At 65.5% G+C, this 16,310-nt stretch carries 14 protein-coding genes; 7 read left to right on the plus strand and 7 right to left on the minus strand.

The features are described from left to right. Positions 1-13: 13 nt before the first annotated feature. Positions 14-1,081, plus strand: a complete 1,068-nt coding sequence (locus FBY39_RS15370; protein ID WP_141933392.1) for a M4 family metallopeptidase — start codon at positions 14-16, stop codon at positions 1,079-1,081. After that, a complete protein-coding gene (locus FBY39_RS15375) occupies positions 1,062-1,400 on the plus strand; it encodes a protealysin inhibitor emfourin (RefSeq protein WP_141933394.1) in 339 nt (112 codons plus the stop codon). Before FBY39_RS15370 ends, FBY39_RS15375 begins: the two co-directional genes overlap by 20 nt. On the opposite strand, the gene FBY39_RS15380 is transcribed toward FBY39_RS15375, so the two are convergent. Both FBY39_RS15380 and FBY39_RS15385 read right to left on the minus strand, forming a co-directional pair. Then, the gene (locus FBY39_RS15380) at positions 1,397-2,008 is read right to left on the minus strand and encodes a GNAT family N-acetyltransferase (protein ID WP_141933395.1); all 612 of its coding nucleotides are present in this window, start codon (positions 2,006-2,008) and stop codon (positions 1,397-1,399) included. The two genes, FBY39_RS15375 and FBY39_RS15380, sit on opposite strands and share 4 nt — an antisense overlap. Positions 2,009-2,063: 55 nt before the next feature. Continuing rightward, on the minus strand, positions 2,064-2,753 hold the full coding sequence (locus FBY39_RS15385; RefSeq protein WP_141933398.1) for a uracil-DNA glycosylase: 690 nt from the start codon (positions 2,751-2,753) through the stop codon (positions 2,064-2,066). 69 nt (positions 2,754-2,822) lie between these two features. Here FBY39_RS15385 and FBY39_RS15390 point away from each other — a divergent pair, with 69 nt between their 5' ends. Continuing rightward, positions 2,823-4,298 carry an MFS transporter gene (locus FBY39_RS15390; RefSeq protein WP_260838026.1) on the plus strand — a complete coding sequence of 492 codons (1,476 nt, stop codon included), beginning with the start codon at positions 2,823-2,825 and terminating at the stop codon, positions 4,296-4,298. A gap of 186 nt (positions 4,299-4,484) precedes the next feature. On the opposite strand, the gene FBY39_RS15395 is transcribed toward FBY39_RS15390, so the two are convergent. The 4 genes from FBY39_RS15395 to FBY39_RS15410 all read right to left on the minus strand — a co-directional run bounded on the left by FBY39_RS15395 (position 4,485) and on the right by FBY39_RS15410 (position 8,216). Beyond that, positions 4,485-4,949, minus strand: coding sequence for an SRPBCC domain-containing protein (locus FBY39_RS15395; protein WP_141933402.1), 465 nt, complete (start codon positions 4,947-4,949; stop codon positions 4,485-4,487). Between the two features lie 10 nt (positions 4,950-4,959). After that, entirely contained in the window at positions 4,960-5,247 is a 288-nt protein-coding gene (locus tag FBY39_RS16755) for a dihydrofolate reductase family protein (protein ID WP_396652290.1), read from the minus strand. 355 nt (positions 5,248-5,602) lie between these two features. Continuing rightward, the gene (locus FBY39_RS15405) at positions 5,603-5,917 is read right to left on the minus strand and encodes a helix-turn-helix transcriptional regulator (protein ID WP_260838028.1); all 315 of its coding nucleotides are present in this window, start codon (positions 5,915-5,917) and stop codon (positions 5,603-5,605) included. A 199-nt stretch (positions 5,918-6,116) separates the two neighbouring features. Further along, positions 6,117-8,216: a hypothetical protein gene (locus FBY39_RS15410; protein WP_141933406.1), complete on the minus strand. Its 2,100-nt coding sequence runs from the start codon at positions 8,214-8,216 to the stop codon at positions 6,117-6,119. Between the two features lie 209 nt (positions 8,217-8,425). Between FBY39_RS15410 and FBY39_RS15415 the strand changes: the two genes are divergently transcribed. From FBY39_RS15415 to FBY39_RS16550, 3 genes are all read left to right on the plus strand, one after another. After that, entirely contained in the window at positions 8,426-9,703 is a 1,278-nt protein-coding gene (locus FBY39_RS15415; protein WP_141933407.1) for a hypothetical protein, read from the plus strand. A gap of 450 nt (positions 9,704-10,153) precedes the next feature. Beyond that, the gene (locus tag FBY39_RS15420) at positions 10,154-11,632 is read left to right on the plus strand and encodes a helix-turn-helix domain-containing protein (RefSeq protein WP_160133143.1); all 1,479 of its coding nucleotides are present in this window, start codon (positions 10,154-10,156) and stop codon (positions 11,630-11,632) included. 189 nt (positions 11,633-11,821) lie between these two features. After that, positions 11,822-11,962, plus strand: a complete 141-nt coding sequence (locus FBY39_RS16550; RefSeq protein WP_186336966.1) for a hypothetical protein — start codon at positions 11,822-11,824, stop codon at positions 11,960-11,962. 38 nt (positions 11,963-12,000) lie between these two features. On the opposite strand, the gene FBY39_RS15425 is transcribed toward FBY39_RS16550, so the two are convergent. Next, positions 12,001-12,600 carry a hypothetical protein gene (locus FBY39_RS15425; protein WP_141933410.1) on the minus strand — a complete coding sequence of 200 codons (600 nt, stop codon included), beginning with the start codon at positions 12,598-12,600 and terminating at the stop codon, positions 12,001-12,003. A 266-nt stretch (positions 12,601-12,866) separates the two neighbouring features. On the opposite strand from FBY39_RS15425, the gene FBY39_RS15430 reads away from it, so the two are divergent. Continuing rightward, the gene (locus FBY39_RS15430; RefSeq protein ID WP_141933412.1) at positions 12,867-16,274 is read left to right on the plus strand and encodes a hypothetical protein; all 3,408 of its coding nucleotides are present in this window, start codon (positions 12,867-12,869) and stop codon (positions 16,272-16,274) included. Positions 16,275-16,310 lie beyond the last annotated feature (36 nt).

Here is a 16,310-nt window from a genome sequence, read left to right on the forward strand (position 1 = left end):
ATAGCCTCGAACCATGTCGAACGCGATCGTCCCTCCGTATCTGCTGGCTCGCATCGCCTCCGTCCAGGAGCCCCAGTGGGCGCATGCCGCGCAAGCCGCGCGCGCGACGCTCGCCGCCCCACGCAACTACGCTCCCGTCCGCGCGACCCTGAAGCTGTCGATCGACGAGAACGGCACGCTCGTCGCCGAAACGGCGCCCTCCCCCGACCGCACCATCTCCGACGCGCAGTCGCGCGAGATCCTCCCGGGCGTGCGGGTCCGGAGCGAAGACGATCCGCCCACGGGCGATGCCGCGGTCGACGAGGCCTTCGACGGCTTGGGCGCCGCGTTCGAGTTCGCCTGGGACGCGTTCGGGCGCAACGGGCTCGACGATGCCGGCGGTCAGCTGCTCGCGACGGTGCACTACGGGCGCGACTACGACAACGCCTTCTGGAACGGCGAGCGCATGGTGTTCGGCGATGGTGACGGCGAGATCTTCACGGGCTTCACGGGGTCGCTCTCCGTCATCGCGCACGAGCTCGCACACGGTGTCATCGAGGCCGCGGGCGGGCTCACCTACCGCGACCAGTCGGGGGCGCTCAACGAGTCGATCGCCGACGTCTTCGGCGTGCTGGCCGAACAGCACCACCTCGGTCAGACGGCGGAAGAGGCGACGTGGCTCGTCGGCGCCGGCATCTTCACGGATGCCGTCGAGGGCGAAGCGCTGCGATCGCTCGCCGCTCCCGGCACGGCATACGACGACGACGTGCTGGGGAAAGACCCGCAACCGGCGCACATGCGCGACTACGTCGTCACGCGCGACGACAACGGAGGCGTGCACATCAACTCCGGCATCCCCAATCACGCCTTCTACCTCGTCGCGATGGCGCTCGGCGGCAAGGCGTGGGAGCGCGCGGGGCTCATCTGGTACCGCGCTTTCGCGTCGGGAGAGGTTTCGCCCGACGCGTCGTTCACAGATTTCGCCACCGCCACCGTGCACGCAGCGGCATCGGAGTACGGTGAGGAATCGGAGGAGGTCGCCGCCGTCCGGGCAGGCTGGGCGGGCGTCGGGGTACTCGTAGATGGATCCGAAGAGGGCTGATGACCCACCCATCGTCGTCGAGGTGACCCGCAGCGGTGGGTTCGCGGGGCTGAGACGCACGTGGCGTGCCGAGCCCGTCGAGCCCGACGATGCCACCGTCTTCGTCCAGTTGATCGCGGAGTGCCCGTGGGACTCGTGCGACGAGTCACGCGACGAGGATCGGGGGACCGACCGAGGCGCTGACCGCTTCCAGTGGTCGATCGAGGCGCGCTGCGGCGACGAGGACCAGCATCATGCTCGGCTCGGCGACACCGACCTCACGGGCGCGTGGCGCGATCTCGTCGATGCCGTCCGTGACTGGAACAGCCGCGATCGCTAACGCGAGAAGAGCCCGCGCTTCTTGACGGGCTTGAGGGATTTCTGCATCGTGATCGTGCCGAGCCATCGGCCGAACTTGAAGCCCACGCGGCCCATGCGCCCCACCTCGACGAAGCCGAATTTCTCGTGCAGCGCGACGGATCCCTCCGCGCCCTTGTCACTGATGACGGCGACGATCTCGCGGATGCCCGCTTGCTCGCACGCCGTGATGAGCGCCTGCAGGAGCGCGCGCCCGAGACCCTTGCCGGTCGCAGCCTGACCGAGGTAGATCGAGTTCTCGACGCTGAACCGGTAGCCCGACTTCATCGACAGCGGGGCCACGAGCGCGTAGCCGAGGATCTGGCCCGACGGCGACTCGGCGACGATGAAGGGCAGGCCGAGCTTCGCAAGCTGCGCGTACTTCTCGCGCCATTGCCGGATCGACCACTTCTTCTCGTCGAACGTGACGACCGAATTGGTGACGTAGTAGTTGTAGATCTCGCGGATGTCGGGGATGTCGCGCTCTTCCGCGCGTCGGATCTCGAACGAGAAGGCGGCCTCGGGCGCGGGCGCACGTCGGAGGTGGCGGGGCAGGCGGCGACGGTCGCGATCGCGGTCTTCCTCGAGCATGATCGTCAGCCTACGGCCCGACAGAACGTCGTCGCGTTACGACCACGTTGCGGGATCATTCGATCCGCCAGTCGACGGGGTCGGCGCCCTGCTCGCGAAGAAGCTCGTCCACCTTCGAGAAGGGGCGAGACCCGAAGAACCCGCGGCTCGCCGAAAGGGGCGAGGGATGCGCGGATTCCACGATCGGCGTCGATCCGAGAAGGGGGCGGAGGTTCGCGGCATCCCTCCCCCACAGGATCGCGACGAGAGGACGATCACGCTCGACGAGGACGCGGATCGCGTGCTCGGTGACCCGCTCCCATCCCCAGCCGCGGTGGGAGGCGGGTTGCCCCGGCGCGACGGTGAGGACGCGGTTGAGGAGCATGACGCCCTGGTCGCTCCACGCGGAGAGATCTCCGTGCGAGGCCGGCGGGATGCCGAGGTCATCGGAGAGCTCGCGGTAGATGTTCGAGAGGCTGCGTGGAAGCGGGCGCACGTCGCGCTCGACGGCGAAGGAGAGCCCGATGGGATGGCCCGGCGTCGGGTACGGATCTTGACCGACGATGAGCACGCGCACGTCGTCGAGCGGACGCTGGAAGGCGCGGAGCACGCGGTCGCCGGCAGGCAGATAGCCGCGCCCCGCCGCGGTCTCGGCACGCAGTCGCTCGCCGAGGGCGGAGATGTCACCCGCCACGGGCTGGAGCGCCTCGGCCCATGCCGGATCGAGGAGTCCCGACTCGGCGAGTTCGGCCAGGGATTTCGCCACGGGGTCCTCCTGCGGGATCGGCGGGGTTCCTCCACCATAGAGGCGCCGTGATGGTCGTATGCTCGCCTGGTGATACGTACCCTGCGTGGCTCCGCCCTCGGTATCACGGCGGCGCTCATCGGCTGGTTCATCGTCGTCGAGCTCGTCAGCGGCATCCTGCAGGGGTACTACGTGCCCCTGTTCAGCGACATCGTCGTGCACTTGGGGATCCGCGACTCCGACGTCAACTGGTTCGAGGCCGCCCAGCTGCTGCTTTCCTCGATCGTCGTGCCGGTGCTCGCGAAGATCGGCGACATGTTCGGGCACAAGAAGGTGCTCCTCATCGCGACCGTGCTGACCGCCGGGGCGACGTGGTGGGTCGCCTTCGCGGGCGATTTCTGGTCGTTCCTCATCGCGTGGGCGTTGCAGGGCTTCTACGTCGTCTGGCTTCCACTCGAGATCGCGCTCATCTTCGAACGAGGTCGCCGACAGGCGCGCGGGACGTCGACCACTCGGCGCGCGGCGGGTCTTCTCATCGTCGGACTGCAGGCGGGCGCGATCATCGGGGCGCTCGCGGCCGGTCGCGTCTTCGCCGCGACGGGCGAGAACCTCGGCGTGACGCTCCTGATCCCCGCGATCGCGGTGACGGCGGTCTTCTTCGTGATCCTGTTCGGCGTTCCCGACTCCGAGCCGCTGCCGGGGCGCCGACTCGACGTCGGCGGCTTTGCGCTGCTGACGGCGGGATTGCTGCTCATCACGACGGCGCTGACCTTCATCCGGATGCCGGATCTGCCGACCTGGCTCACGTGGATCCTCCTCCCCCTCGGGGTGGGCGTGCTCGTCGTGTTCGTCGCGTACGAAAGGCGGCAAGATGATCCCGCCATCGACATCCGGGTCTTCAAGCGACCCGAGATGTGGCCGATCCAGGTGACGGCGTTCCTGCTCGGCATCAGCGTGTTGGGTGCGCAGGCTCCCCTCTCGACGTTCGTCGGCACCGACCCCGCGCTCGGCTACGGACTCGGACTGGATGCGACGGCTCGCTCGAACGTCATCGGGGTCTACCTCGCCTTCGTGATCTTGGGGGCGGTCATCTTCGCGATCACGTCTCGGAGCCTGCCGCCGCGGATCCTGCTGATCGTCGGAGCGGTCCTGCTCGGCATCGGGTACGGCCTCTTCATCCCGTTCCACGACACGCTCATCCAGGTGCTGACGAACATGGCGATCGCGGGCATCGGATCGGGGGCGTTGCTGGCCGCGCTGCCTGCCGCGGCCGCCGCGGCGGCGCCACGCGGGCAGACGGGTGTGGCATCCGCTCTGACGAACACGACGAAGACGATCGGCGGCACGTTCTCGTCAGCCATCTTCGGCGTCGTGCTCGCGGCGGGAGTCGGCGCGGTCGCGAGCGACACCGCGGCGTCCCTCGGCGGCTACCTCGCGGTGTGGTCGATCTGCGCTGCCGGCGGGCTGCTCGCCGCCGTGCTGTTGTTCTTCGTGCCGAAGGTCGCGTTCGCGGACACCCTCCCCGAGGAGTTGGAGGCAGCAGCGGGCGAGGGTCAGATCGTCTGATCAGGCTGGGCGGGTCGTGTCCGCATGGCGTAGCCCGGTGCGCAGTCTGCCCGGGCGGGCTATACGTGCACTTCGCTCGCGACGCGGGACGCGGCGCGGCCGCAGCCCCCGTCAGTGCCCGATCAACGACCCTCTGCGCGGATGCCTGAGATCGTTGACCTTGATCCCGTGTCCGATAGACGCGGATCACGCTCCGAGGTGTCGTGCGAGCGCCTCGTGTAGGCCGCGCGTGCCGGTTTCTCGCGCCGCCCCGTCGGCCCAGAACTGGTCGAAGAACACCCCCTGCTCGGTGTGCGTCATCCGGGTTCCGCCGTCGATTACCTCGAATTCGATAGACGCGACTGAGGTCGACATGTGCGTTCCATCGAGCCACATGTCGTAGGTGGTCACGATCCGGTGATGTTCGACGATGTCGGTGTACACCGACTCGAAGCGCGAGACAGGTCCACCATGGAACCTTCCCTCGTCGATGTCACGACCTCCAACGCGGAAGTCGAATGCCCACTCGCGCGGCTCGAACGCGTCGTCGTCGCCCGTCCAGTTGCGTTTCTGGTCGGCGTCGGCGAACGCGAACCAGACGGTCTCGACCGGGACGGGATAGTCGCGAGTGAGAGTGAAGCTGGAATGCGCCAGACGGCGTTCGGTGGCCATCGCCGGCTCCCTACCGTGAGAAGGTGACGTGGATGGTGCCGCTTTCCGCGACGACCGTCGACATGGTGTGCGTCTGCTCCAGCCCGCGCAGGTCATCCCACACCCGATTTCCGCGTCCGAGGACGATCGGGGCGATCCCGATGTGCAGCTCATCCACGAGCCCCGCCTTCAGGAAGGAACGGGCGGTGCTGATGCCACCGCCCACGCGAACGTCGCGACCGTCCGCTGCGGCGGTCGCTTCCGAGAGCACGTCCTGGATCGCTCCGTCGCGGAAGTGGAAGGTGGTGCCGCCGTTCATTGCGATCGATGCTCGGGGCGTCGAGTGCGTGAGAACGTAGACGGGGCAACCGAAGGGCGGCTCATCTCCCCACCACCCTCGCCAGTCCGGGTCGTCCGGGTAGGCGTGAAGGCCGAACATCGCGGCCCCATGATCTCAGCACCGATCCCCTCGAAGAACGTCGACGCGAACTCGTCGTCAACGCCCGCCGAGCCTTTCCCCGAGGTATCGCCGAACACCTTGCGCCGGAATGTGCGAGTGGCGGCGTATGCGGCAGTCAGGGCGCCCCAGTCCTCACCCATCGGGTTTCCCGCGGCGGAGTCGGGAGCAGCCGAGTATCCGTCGAGCGACGAGAAGAGGTCGATGCGAACACGGGTCATTGTTTATCTCCTTGATTGCTAGTTCGGGCGAGGTGGATGCCGAGACGGTCCGCGCGTGTCTCGGCGGGCGTGCGCTGCTCCCCGAGCCAGAGATGCAGCACGTCCAGACCTCCCGGTCGCAAAGCGAACGTTCGGACCCGGCCGTGCTTGCTCGACGTCACAACTCCGGCGTTTTCGAGAATCCGCAGGTGCTGCAAAAAGGACGGCAATGCCATCGAGAACATGGCCAGCAGATCAGACACCGCAGCCGGCGACTTCGCCAGACGCTCGACGACTGCCCGCCGCGTCGGATCGGCGATCGCACGGAGCACGGCATCGACGTCCGCCTGATAGCTAGGCATATACCTAACTATTGCATATAAGCGAACGTCTTGCGGGGCGCACACCGCATCCGCTGAGACCGAGATCAACCACGCTGGGGCGCCGCCTCCGCAGGCAATCTGCCCGCGAGTCGTTCTGCGACACGCAAGCGCGCGCAAGCCGACCGGGATGCGTGTTCACGCGCGACAATCAGTCCGGCGCATCCTCGCGGGCGGCGCGCCTGAGCGCCCGCGTCGACCTGCGCCACGCCGAATAGGTGCCGTGGCTGCAAAGGTCTAGTGCGATCCAGGCGGCGGACTGGGCCGGGATGCGCTCGAGCACACCGGAGTCCCAATCCGCGTCGATCAGCCGCCCGACCGCGAGCATGCGGCGCTCGAGGTCGAAGTCGATCGTCGATGTCGAGGCATCGGCTGAGGTGAGGTAGTCGTAGCGGCGGAGCCGGACGCTCATCTCGTCCGCCTCGAACGGGATCTCGTTGGACATCAGGAAGGCGTGCCACAGCGCGAGCTGGGTCACCAGCAGCGGTTGCGTGCCGGAGATCTCCTGCACGCGCGCCATGTCGCGGTATGCGTCGAGCAATGACTCTTCGTCGAGCCGTAGTTCGCTGCGGAACTGCGCACCAGAGCCTGCGACTCCTTCGATTGCCGCCAGGGTGAAGATCGCACACAGCACCCGGTGCCGGATGATGCGGGTCTGGGCCCTCCAGCGTCGGTCGGCGAGGTGCGCGAAGGTCTCGTCTTGCAGCCACCCCTCCGATTCCATGAGCTGTAGCACGTCCAGCGTGTGCGTCGACCAGGCATCGGCGGCGCGTGCCCAGTGAGCGATGCGGGCTGTGGAACCCGGTCGGGACGCGACGCCGGGGTGCTCGACGATCGTCTTCTCCAGGATCCGGGCAAGGGATCCCGCGATTGCCAGAGCTAGTTGATGCTCGGTTTCTGCTTGGGCCCTGTTCACCGAGAACAGGCCAGTGCTGCGGCTCTCTTCGAGGACCTTCATGCCGGATGCCGCGTGCTGGAGCGCATCGTCGAGATCGCCCTTCTTGCCCGCGTCGAGGGCACGATCCCGGAAAACGTAGGCGCCGTATTCGGGGCGGATCGCTGCTGACTGCTCCAGGAATCCGTCGAGGACTTCGAGGTTCGCCTTGCTGGCGACGCCGATCGAGGCCAGATGCACGATCTGATCGGCGAGGAGGAGGACACGCTGCTCGTGGGGGTTGCTTCCTCGCCAGTCGTGGCTGCCGCGGAGGGTGAGGAAGCGAGACAGATCTGATTGAGATTTTGAACGGCGAAACTCCCTGGCCGCCACGAAGACGGCGCGCCCCGCAACGGAGACACCATCGAGATACGCCGGATCGTCGAGCACCGATCGCGGGGCAGTCAGCAGCGTCGGCGATTTTGCCGCCAGCCGGTGATGGCGCCGGCGGACCAGCTGCTCCAACGGGTCGTAACCGCCGAGCGCAATCCGCCACGCGTAGCGGTCCTCGATGATCTCGGCGATCGCCTCCTGGTTCCAGTTCAGGACGGTGTCGTGGAACAGCATGGCGGAGATCGCGGCCTCTGAACGCGCGACTATCCCGGCAGAGCCAGTGGGTTCCGATTCCGCGGCTACGGGTACGGGGGCCCCGTGCAGATCGAGCAGATCCTGATGGAACCAAGTCCGAATAATGCGGTGGCGCAGGTGAAAGAAGCGCGTGTTTGCCCGCGGGTCATCGGACAGATAAGTCATGTGCAGTTCCGCCACGCGGCGGCGGAGCACCTCAAGCATGCCTCGTTCACCAGACGGGAGTAGGGGATGGGTTCCCAGGCTCCGCAGCGCTGATTCAACGAGGCGCGCCCGCTCGCCGGTTGCCGTCGGCGGCCAATCCTTCGGGCGTTCCAGCGGCCACGTGGGATCCGGAGCCGTGACAGCGGAGCCGACGCCGTCGGCCTCTGCGCTGGACAGCCACGTGCCGAGGATTGCCAGCACGCTCTCATCGGCTGCGAGCGCGTCTGCCCATCGCAGGACGCGCCGCCCGTCGGCGCCGGTGTGCTGGGCGGGGAACTCCTCCACGCCCCATCGTCGGCCGACCTCGCGCGCGACATCCCTGACGTCGGTGTTTTTATAGAACGTGAGATCGCGCGACCACACGGCGGTGCGCAGCACGAGGCGCAGGAGGTCTCGCATCCGCGCGAGGTAGTCATCGCGCCATCGGCCGTCCGTGCTTAGCAGGACGCCGGCGAGCGGGCCAAGTTGTACCTCCTGCCCGGAGGGAAGGGTCCCGAAAATTGTCTGCCTGAACTGCTCGGCCATTGCGACAATGTGAGCCGCCCGTAGCGTTTCGTGCACACGGCAAGTATCTAGCTTGCGCTGATCTGCGTCAAGCGCTGCGCCGCGGTGCCGGACTTTCTTTTCCGCACGGGGTGGGAGGGGGTAGTAATAAATGTCGCGGGGTGATAGAAAGGCATCACGATCAAGCCTGCGGACTAGTTCCCGTGTGACCCCCGAAGAGGAGGCATCGCATGAGCAAGAAGACAAAGATCCGCGCGGAGGTCGACGAGCCTGAACCGGCGAGCTCCCGATCGTTCACCGTCAACGACCTCAAGAAGCTCGCGTGGGTGGGCGCCCTGGTCACTCTGGTTCTCGCCGCGATCTCGTCACTCGCACAGTGGCTGCAGGGCGTGCACATCCTGGCCGTGGTGGGTTCGCTCGTGCTCATGCTCTTCTCAATGACGTTCGTGTACGTCAATGTGGTGCGCAAGTGGGACCGGTGCTCGTCGGCGCAGTTCGATCGCCGCGCGACGATGTCGCTCATTGTGGTCGGCGCCGCGCACGGTGCGATCGTTGCGCTTCTCGTGGTTCTCGACCCGCCCGACCTGGGATCAATGTCCTTCACGTTCGCCGGGATGTGGATGGTGGTGACCGCATTCGTGGTGTCGGCGGCGAGGGAGCGCGCTGCTCAGCAGGTCGTCGCGCAGAGGCTGTCCGTCGTCGCCTTCCGTTCCGGACTGACCACTATCGGGATGACGGTCGTGGCGCTGGCGTGCGGGGATGGCGGCCTCATGATCCGCGAGCTCATGCGCGACAACGCACCGCAGGCGGTGTTCTTCTTCTTCCAGACGACGTTCCTGGTGGCGTTGGCGTTCTTGCTGCTGCAGGGGCGTCGCCGCGGCGTCGGGATTGGGTTCGTCGCGGTCGGCGTCGCGCTGCTCGGAACAGGTGTAGACCTGCTCGTACGGGGCGCGTTGGAGTTCGGCGTGTCCTTCATCCTCCTGAGCGCCGCCACGATCATCCTGGGTGCAACGGCTCTCCGACGCGCGAGCTACGGGTTCGGCGCGGCGCTGTGCCTGGCGGGGATCGCGGTGGGCGTGCTCGGTTTCGCCGCCCGCGCCGATGGAGTGCTGCCGTTCTTCATCCTCTACGTCTTCGCCGGAGCATCCGTTGTTCTCGTCGGACTGGTAATCCTTCTGTTCCCCGATGCGGTGGTCTGGAACATGTCGGCGCGCACCGGCAGGGCAGTCTTCGCGCTCTCGCTCACCGCATCCGTGACCGTCAGTGTTCTTTCGGCCGTCATGCTGGCGTACTGGCTGTCGCTGGAGTGGTTCGGGCTGGCGATCTCGTTCACGGGATACGTCGTAGCCGCGCTCATCCTCGCCGGAGGTGCTATCTGGGGGCGCCTGAGCGGAATCCCGCTCCCGAAGGGCCGGCACGTTCCGCCCCGCTCGATGGCTCCCCATTGCAACAGCGCCAAGAAGTCGTGTGCCGCGTGCCCCCGCCGCGAAGACGCAGTGACGGCGTAGAGGCGCGCGCGCCCGTCGGCCAACGCCGCGGGTCAGCCGCAGGATAACGAGGCCGCCGAGCTTGCGGGCCTTTTGCTGGTGCCTCAAGAAGGCGAAGGTTGGTGTGATTCGAGGCGTCACTGCCGTTGACGTCGCCACCCGATCTCGGGTTAGCGTGGAGATGGCGAGCTGGCGCATGAGAACGTCGAGCGGCAACGCGATTCGCGACGCATGCGTCACATGTGGAGCAGTACCGGGAGCTCGCTTGTCCGGGTCTCGACCGCCCGTGCGAGCGTCAAGCGCACGCCCCCGCGGTGCCCTGGGGAGCGCAGCATCCGGGTCGAAAACCGCGCCCCAGCGCGACCCACGCGGGCAATGCTCGCTTGGGGACCGGCGTACGCGCGCAACCGTGTTGGGTGAGGGGACTCGCAGAGCGACGGGCCGCGCCGTGCTCCCATGTACGCTCCCGCTATGTCAATGAGCGTTGATCTTGACCGCCTCCGTGCGCTGCTTGCGCGCGGCGCAGAGTCCGACGACCTCGACTTCAAAGTCACCTGGGACCCGCAGCGCAAAGCCGAGCTCATCGAGCTGTGCAAGGACATCGCGGCCATGGAGTCCTTGTCTGCCGGTGGTTACATCGTCGTAGGCGCTGATGACCAGGGAGCGCCGAGCGGCAAGTTCACGCCCGAGCCGGCCCGCGACTTCGATGAGCAGCGCGTGCGATCGAAGATCGCCTCGGTGCTCGGCGAACCCATCAATTTGAGCGCTGCGCTCCACAACATCGAGTCGAACGACTTCCTGTTGATCGGTGTCGGCCCCAACGTGGACGGCATTCGAATCATGTCGAAAGACGGCGAACATGAGAGTAGGACCGTTTGGCGCGCCGGCGATGTGTTTGTGCGTCGAGGCACCTCGAGCGTTCGATGGAACCAACACGAGGCGCGCGGCGTCATCGAGCGAGTGATCGCAGCCCGCAAGGAGGAATGGCGACGGGACATTCTTGAGACTGTGCGTGCCGCATCCCCCACGTTTGAGCCCGGTGGGTTCGTTAACGTGAACGTCGAGATGCCAGCGGCATCGTTTAGTGCGGCAGTTAGAGAGTTGATCCGCCGTGGCGACGAAGTCGGTCTGGATCTCCTCCTGCGTAAGACGATCAGCAACGCCGTGGAGGTCGTTGATACTGCCACGGGGAAAGACGCTCGCGCCGTGGCGTCTGAGCTGGGCGATCAGCTCGACCGGCTAGACATCATCGCCGCGCTCTCCGCACGCTACCCAGCTGGAGCGACATTCGCCCGAGTGATCGAGGGCTACCGCGAAATCTACGAGGCGGTCGATGAAGACTTCGTCAGCCAGCCACGCCGGTTCCCGCTCGGCCATAAGGAGGTGCTTATGCACCTTTATGCTGTCGGTGCCGTTCTCGTGCAAGAAAGGCAGTGGCAGGACTTGGCGATCCTGGTCCGCCTGACTCCGATCAGCACGCACGGTGGCTACTGGAAGTCGTTGCTTCGGAAGGCTGAGGTCATGGTGGCTCGAGCGGAGCTGCTGAAGGACGATGAAGGCACGCGAACAGGCGTAATCGAGGCAGCAAAGGCCGTGACCGCCCACCTGTTTGAGCTCATCGGTGAGCGCCCACCTCGGGATCTGACGAATCTGCTCGTCGAGTTTGATGTCTATCGCGGCATCGCCAACGCCGGCCGAGACGAGAATGACAAGCTCGGCGCTTACACCAACTTCGCCCTCTACTACTCCACGCGGTCCGAGCCTGCCTTTCTCACGGTGCTGGACGATCCACTCGCCCGCGCCGCACTCTTTGATGGCACCGACGTCCAGCTCGCTGCGGTGTACCGCCACATGAATAAGGCGGCGCTGCGTGAGGCTTTCGCCTACAACGGCTGGGACGGGTTCGAGAATCCGCGCCTCGTTTCGTTCGCCGGCATCTCAGACAACTAGCCCGCGGGCGGGGTCGAGAAGAGCAAGGCGTATCGCGCGGGCTTGCGGGTTCAGTCCGGATACCCATCCGAGCCGCGCGATAGCCGCTCATCACGACAGACACCGGACTCCGCGCCGATTTCTGGACGGTGATGGACCGCGCTCCGGGCGCGGATTGCGCGAACTCGCGGGAGATGAAACCGTCGAGACGTGGATTCATTCACCGGCACCGCCCTCATCGTCACCGTTGCCGCAGTATCGCTCTATGCGCTCTACTGGGTCATCCGCAAGGCAGTAGCAGCGGGGATCAGGGACTCGCAGCGCGCGGCGCGTCGATCGCAGGGTCACTGACGGAACATCTGCCCTCTGATGGACCCGCCCGCGTGCGCTCAGTCATTGTCTGGGCCGCCGTATGTCCAGGTCGCGGTTCCGTGCCAATCGCCCTCCAGTTCACCCAGGAGCGCCGTCCTCCAGGTCGTCTGTCCGGCAAGGTAGCCACGCGCCGCTCGAACCTTCCATATCGCGGCCACGAGGGCGTTGACCGTGTCGATCGCGTCGTCGAGAACGACGTGTGTGACGGCGGCGGAGTTCTGTTTCGAGGCAAGCCGGAGCAGGTAATACTCGTTGCGCTTATCGATAAGCGTCGGGTCTGGAAGCAACTCGTCAGCGAGATCCGCGGTGAGGAGGTCATGCATGTACCGGTTGCGTCTCTCGTAGGCGATTGCCGCTTCATCGAGTGCCTTGCCGATGGCAGCTCGAATGGCTGACTCTTCGACCGCCGCGCACGCCGTCATGGTTCGACACTGGTCGACGGCCTGCGTCCAGTTCACAGGCGCGGACAACAACGCCTCGACGCTGTCCAACCCTCTCAGCTGAGCATGGAGACCCCGCAGTGCTGCGTCGAGCTCGACGGACGTCTCCACGATCCGGCCGCGGACGAACGTCCATCGGTCTGCTAGCGGCAAGGCCCCCAACACGTCAATGTCCACCGCGTCAGTTTGCCCTGCGGCATGGCATCCGGGCGAGGTGGCGCCTACGCCGCCATCTCCTTCACAGACCTGTCGCTCACTAACGTGATTCAACGCCTGCACGATTTCCTTCTAGGCAACGTCGCCTAGGGCATTGACTTCGAGCACCCAATCCGACGGCACCGACACGCGACGCCCAGGGTACGCGAGCAGGGGCGGAGGAGGCAGCACAATTGGGAGACGCGCGAGACTCGCGGCGCGGAAACACCAATCCAGGGGCTTAGGTGATGGCACAAACCAACGCAGCTCGCGCCAACCTTTCAGGCGCCTTGAGCGCTCTACGGCAGTCGCTCAACATGGGCGCTGTCGCGGTTGTCGGCGCAGGCGTGTCGATCGCTGCACGGTTCCCCGCGACCGCGGGCCTCGACGCCTTGCTGTATGAGTCACTGGGGAGGCCGTTTCCGACGCGCCCGGACACGTCGCGCGACTCTTCTCGGGCATGGGAATCGCTGGCGGGTAGCGCAAGTTCGCGCGCGCGATTTCAATCCCAGTTTGCGGCGATCGACAGGGATCGCAGCACTCAACCATCACGAGCTCATGAAGCGCTGGCTCGCTTGATTCACGCCGACATTATCGAGACAGTCGTATCGCTCAATTGGGACACAGCCCTCGAACGGGCATACGAACGTCTGTACGGTACTGCCATTCCGGCGGGCGTGCTCTTCAAGCCTCACGGAGACGCGGCCGATCCTGATTCAGAGTGGATCTTGCCCCACGAGGATGGCACCGTGACCGCCGCTGTGCGGACCCGCATAGATCAACTTGTCGTCGACCACGCCCGCACGCTCGTCGTGGTCGGCTACTCAGAGAGTGACGAAACGATCTCACGCGAGTTGATCAGCCCGCTTGACACCCGTTGGAGAACCATCCGGATCGGGCCGAGCGTGACCGGCGATTACGACATTCCCCTCACGGCAGATGAAGCGCTCGGTCGCATCACCACTGACCTGCTGCACGCTGAAGAATCCAGCAGTTGGCACAGCGTCACCTTTGGCGGCAGCCGCGGGATCGAGGCGGCGTTGGCCGGCGAGCGCCTTGGCCCCTCCGACGTCGACGCGTGCCCGGAACTATCCGAGGTAGACCGGGTCGTCTCTGCGCTGGTCCATCAGCGCGCTGTGGTCCTGAACGGTCCGAGCGGAAGCGGCAAGTCCATCACGTCCTATCAGTCGCTGCGAAAGATGTCGCGCCGAGGGTATGAGATCCTCCGCCTCCGCGATTGTGCCCGCGGACAGAGCATTGGGTCCTGGATTGGAGACCTGAAGACCTTCCCCCATCGGAGGGTCCTCTTCATAGACGATGCGCAGGATCTGCCAGCGGATGTCGTCCGCGAGCTTGCCGAGTCTGCTACCCCTGATCGGCTTGTCCTCATCGTAGGCGTCGATCAGGTGGCGGGCGGTGTGAAGACGATCAACGTAAGCGGAATCGCCGCCGTCGCACGGCTAGCCCACCACATACGTGACAACTCGGACACATTCATCCCGCTCGTGGAAGCTTTGGATGACCACGTAGGCAATCTGCCGACGCAAACGCCGCTTGAGTTTCGGCTAGCTGTGGCGGAGCGAGAGAGCTCTCCGTGGCAATTCTTCTATGTGCTTACGGGAGGCTGGCGGCGCGCTCGACGGCTCACGCTCGACCTCCGCGAACGAAACCGCGCCGACGTCGCACTCACTGCTGTCGCGATTGCACAGATCGCAGGGGTCGACTCTGGCGTGACACGGTCCGAGCTTTCAAACCTCCTCGACATACTCGATCGAGATCAGGCATGGCTGGACTCGGCGCTGGAGATCTTGCTGTCGCAAAGGGCGATCATCGAGTCAGACAGCAGGCTGCGCTGCCCTCACTTGCAGGCTGCCTATCACGTCGTTGGATGGATGTTGCACCCGCCGTTCTATAGTCACACCCCTCAGAAGTCCGTCGCGGTCCGCCCAATCGCCTCCGCCGAGCGAGAGTTGCGGACGCCCGCTCGACCGTCTGGGGTCGAGATTCAGCGGCCTCCCGAACTGCCCGAAGCAGAAGCGCGTCGAGACCAAACCCTCGCGTCGGCGCTAATCGCGCACTACCTCGACCTGACCTCGACGCCGCTGCGCGGGTGCAGTTGGCTGATCGGGCGAAACCTGGTCGGAGAATCTCAATGGGTGCTGCGCTACAAGACGCAGGTCCTGAATGCGGCACGGTGGGCACAATTGGCGCGCAAAGCCATCGACAGCTCGGCCGATAGCACCGCAGAGGGAGCCCAGCTTCTGACCGAGACGCTGACATGGTGCCCCGAGGTGGTGCTGCCGATCGTTCGGGAGCAACATGACTCGATCGCGGCTTGGCTCCGTCAGTTGACCCCGCAGAACGCTTGGTCACTTGGAGACCTAATCAACGCTCTCTACAATCACGACCACCGCGAGCGGAATCGGTTCTCCGCTCAACTCGTCTCCCACGCCGACCCGACGCGGTTGGCGACCCTTGTGCTTGAAGGCGGCTGGGGCCACATCTACTCGACCTCGCGTGGCGTGAACCGGATCCTGACCGCAGCAAATGGCGAGCTGCGCGAGGCAGCCGCGCTCGAACTCGATAAGAACGCCTATCGAGGTTTTTTGGGGGGGAAGAGCACTGATCTCGATGCGATGGCTGAACTGATCAACGCCCTCGCCTCCATAGACCATGCGTTTGCAATCGACCTCTTCGACAACGCCGCGTCGACGTTCGCGCGACTGTACTCGGCCGACCCGATCCACAGCTGGTCGGACATCTTCGACGTCCTAGCATTCGTCCTCGGGTTCGCTCCGCGATTCCTGCGTGGCCGCCGTAGGCCTCCGAGGGAGGCCCTCGCAGCGGCTCGCCACTTCTCGGACGCACTGGAGACCGAGGCCATCGCGAAGGCACTCGCGGGCCCGGCAGCTGAATGGGGCCGGACGAACTTCCCGGAGTTACTTGTCTTCTTGCGCGAGGTTAGTCCGCCTGTGCTTCGCCGCATCGCCGCGTCCGTGGATCTCGCTGAGTTCGAGCGGAACCTGCTTGCTGTGGAGAACCCGAGCGATGACCACTTCTACGTCGTCACCGAACTCTGGGAGTGCCGCCCCGACGAGGTGAATGGAATTCTTGAGAGACTCGAGCCCAGACTCACGAGACTAAGCCTCTACTTCCCGCTCATGGCTCCGGAATTGACCTTTCGCGCAATGCTGCGCGGAGTTCCCTTCGACCTCGGCTTGCAGCATCAGCGCTGGGACTACGCCGCCGCCGCGATATCGCGCCTCGCCGATGTCAATCGTGAGCTGACTGGCGAGCTGATGGAGAGCAACTTTTCCGCAATGGTGGAGGGGCTGTCCGGCAATTTCAGTGACCCGTTTGAAGGGCTAGCGGCATGGTCTGCAGCCGCCGATAACGTCGACCCGACCTACATCGATCGTGTCATCATCGCGCTACCGGAAGGGGCTGTCAGCGATTGGTCGCGCGCGATCAGAAGACCAAGGAAGTACGGACATGCGAGGCGCCGCGAGATTGCGCCGCTCGTGTTTCGCGCCCTAGATCTCCGAGGACATGCGGCAGAGGAAGCGAGAGAACTCCTCCAGAAGTTCCCTTCGCTCGCCAAACTCGATCCACTCAGCGAGTCCCGAGCGCCCAAGCAATACACGGAACCCAACTGAAGGTGGGGACTGACATCCGATCTGGCTTGCGCGAAG

This window comes from Microbacterium sp. SLBN-146, from assembly GCF_006715145.1.
In the GTDB taxonomy this organism is placed as follows: domain Bacteria; phylum Actinomycetota; class Actinomycetes; order Actinomycetales; family Microbacteriaceae; genus Microbacterium.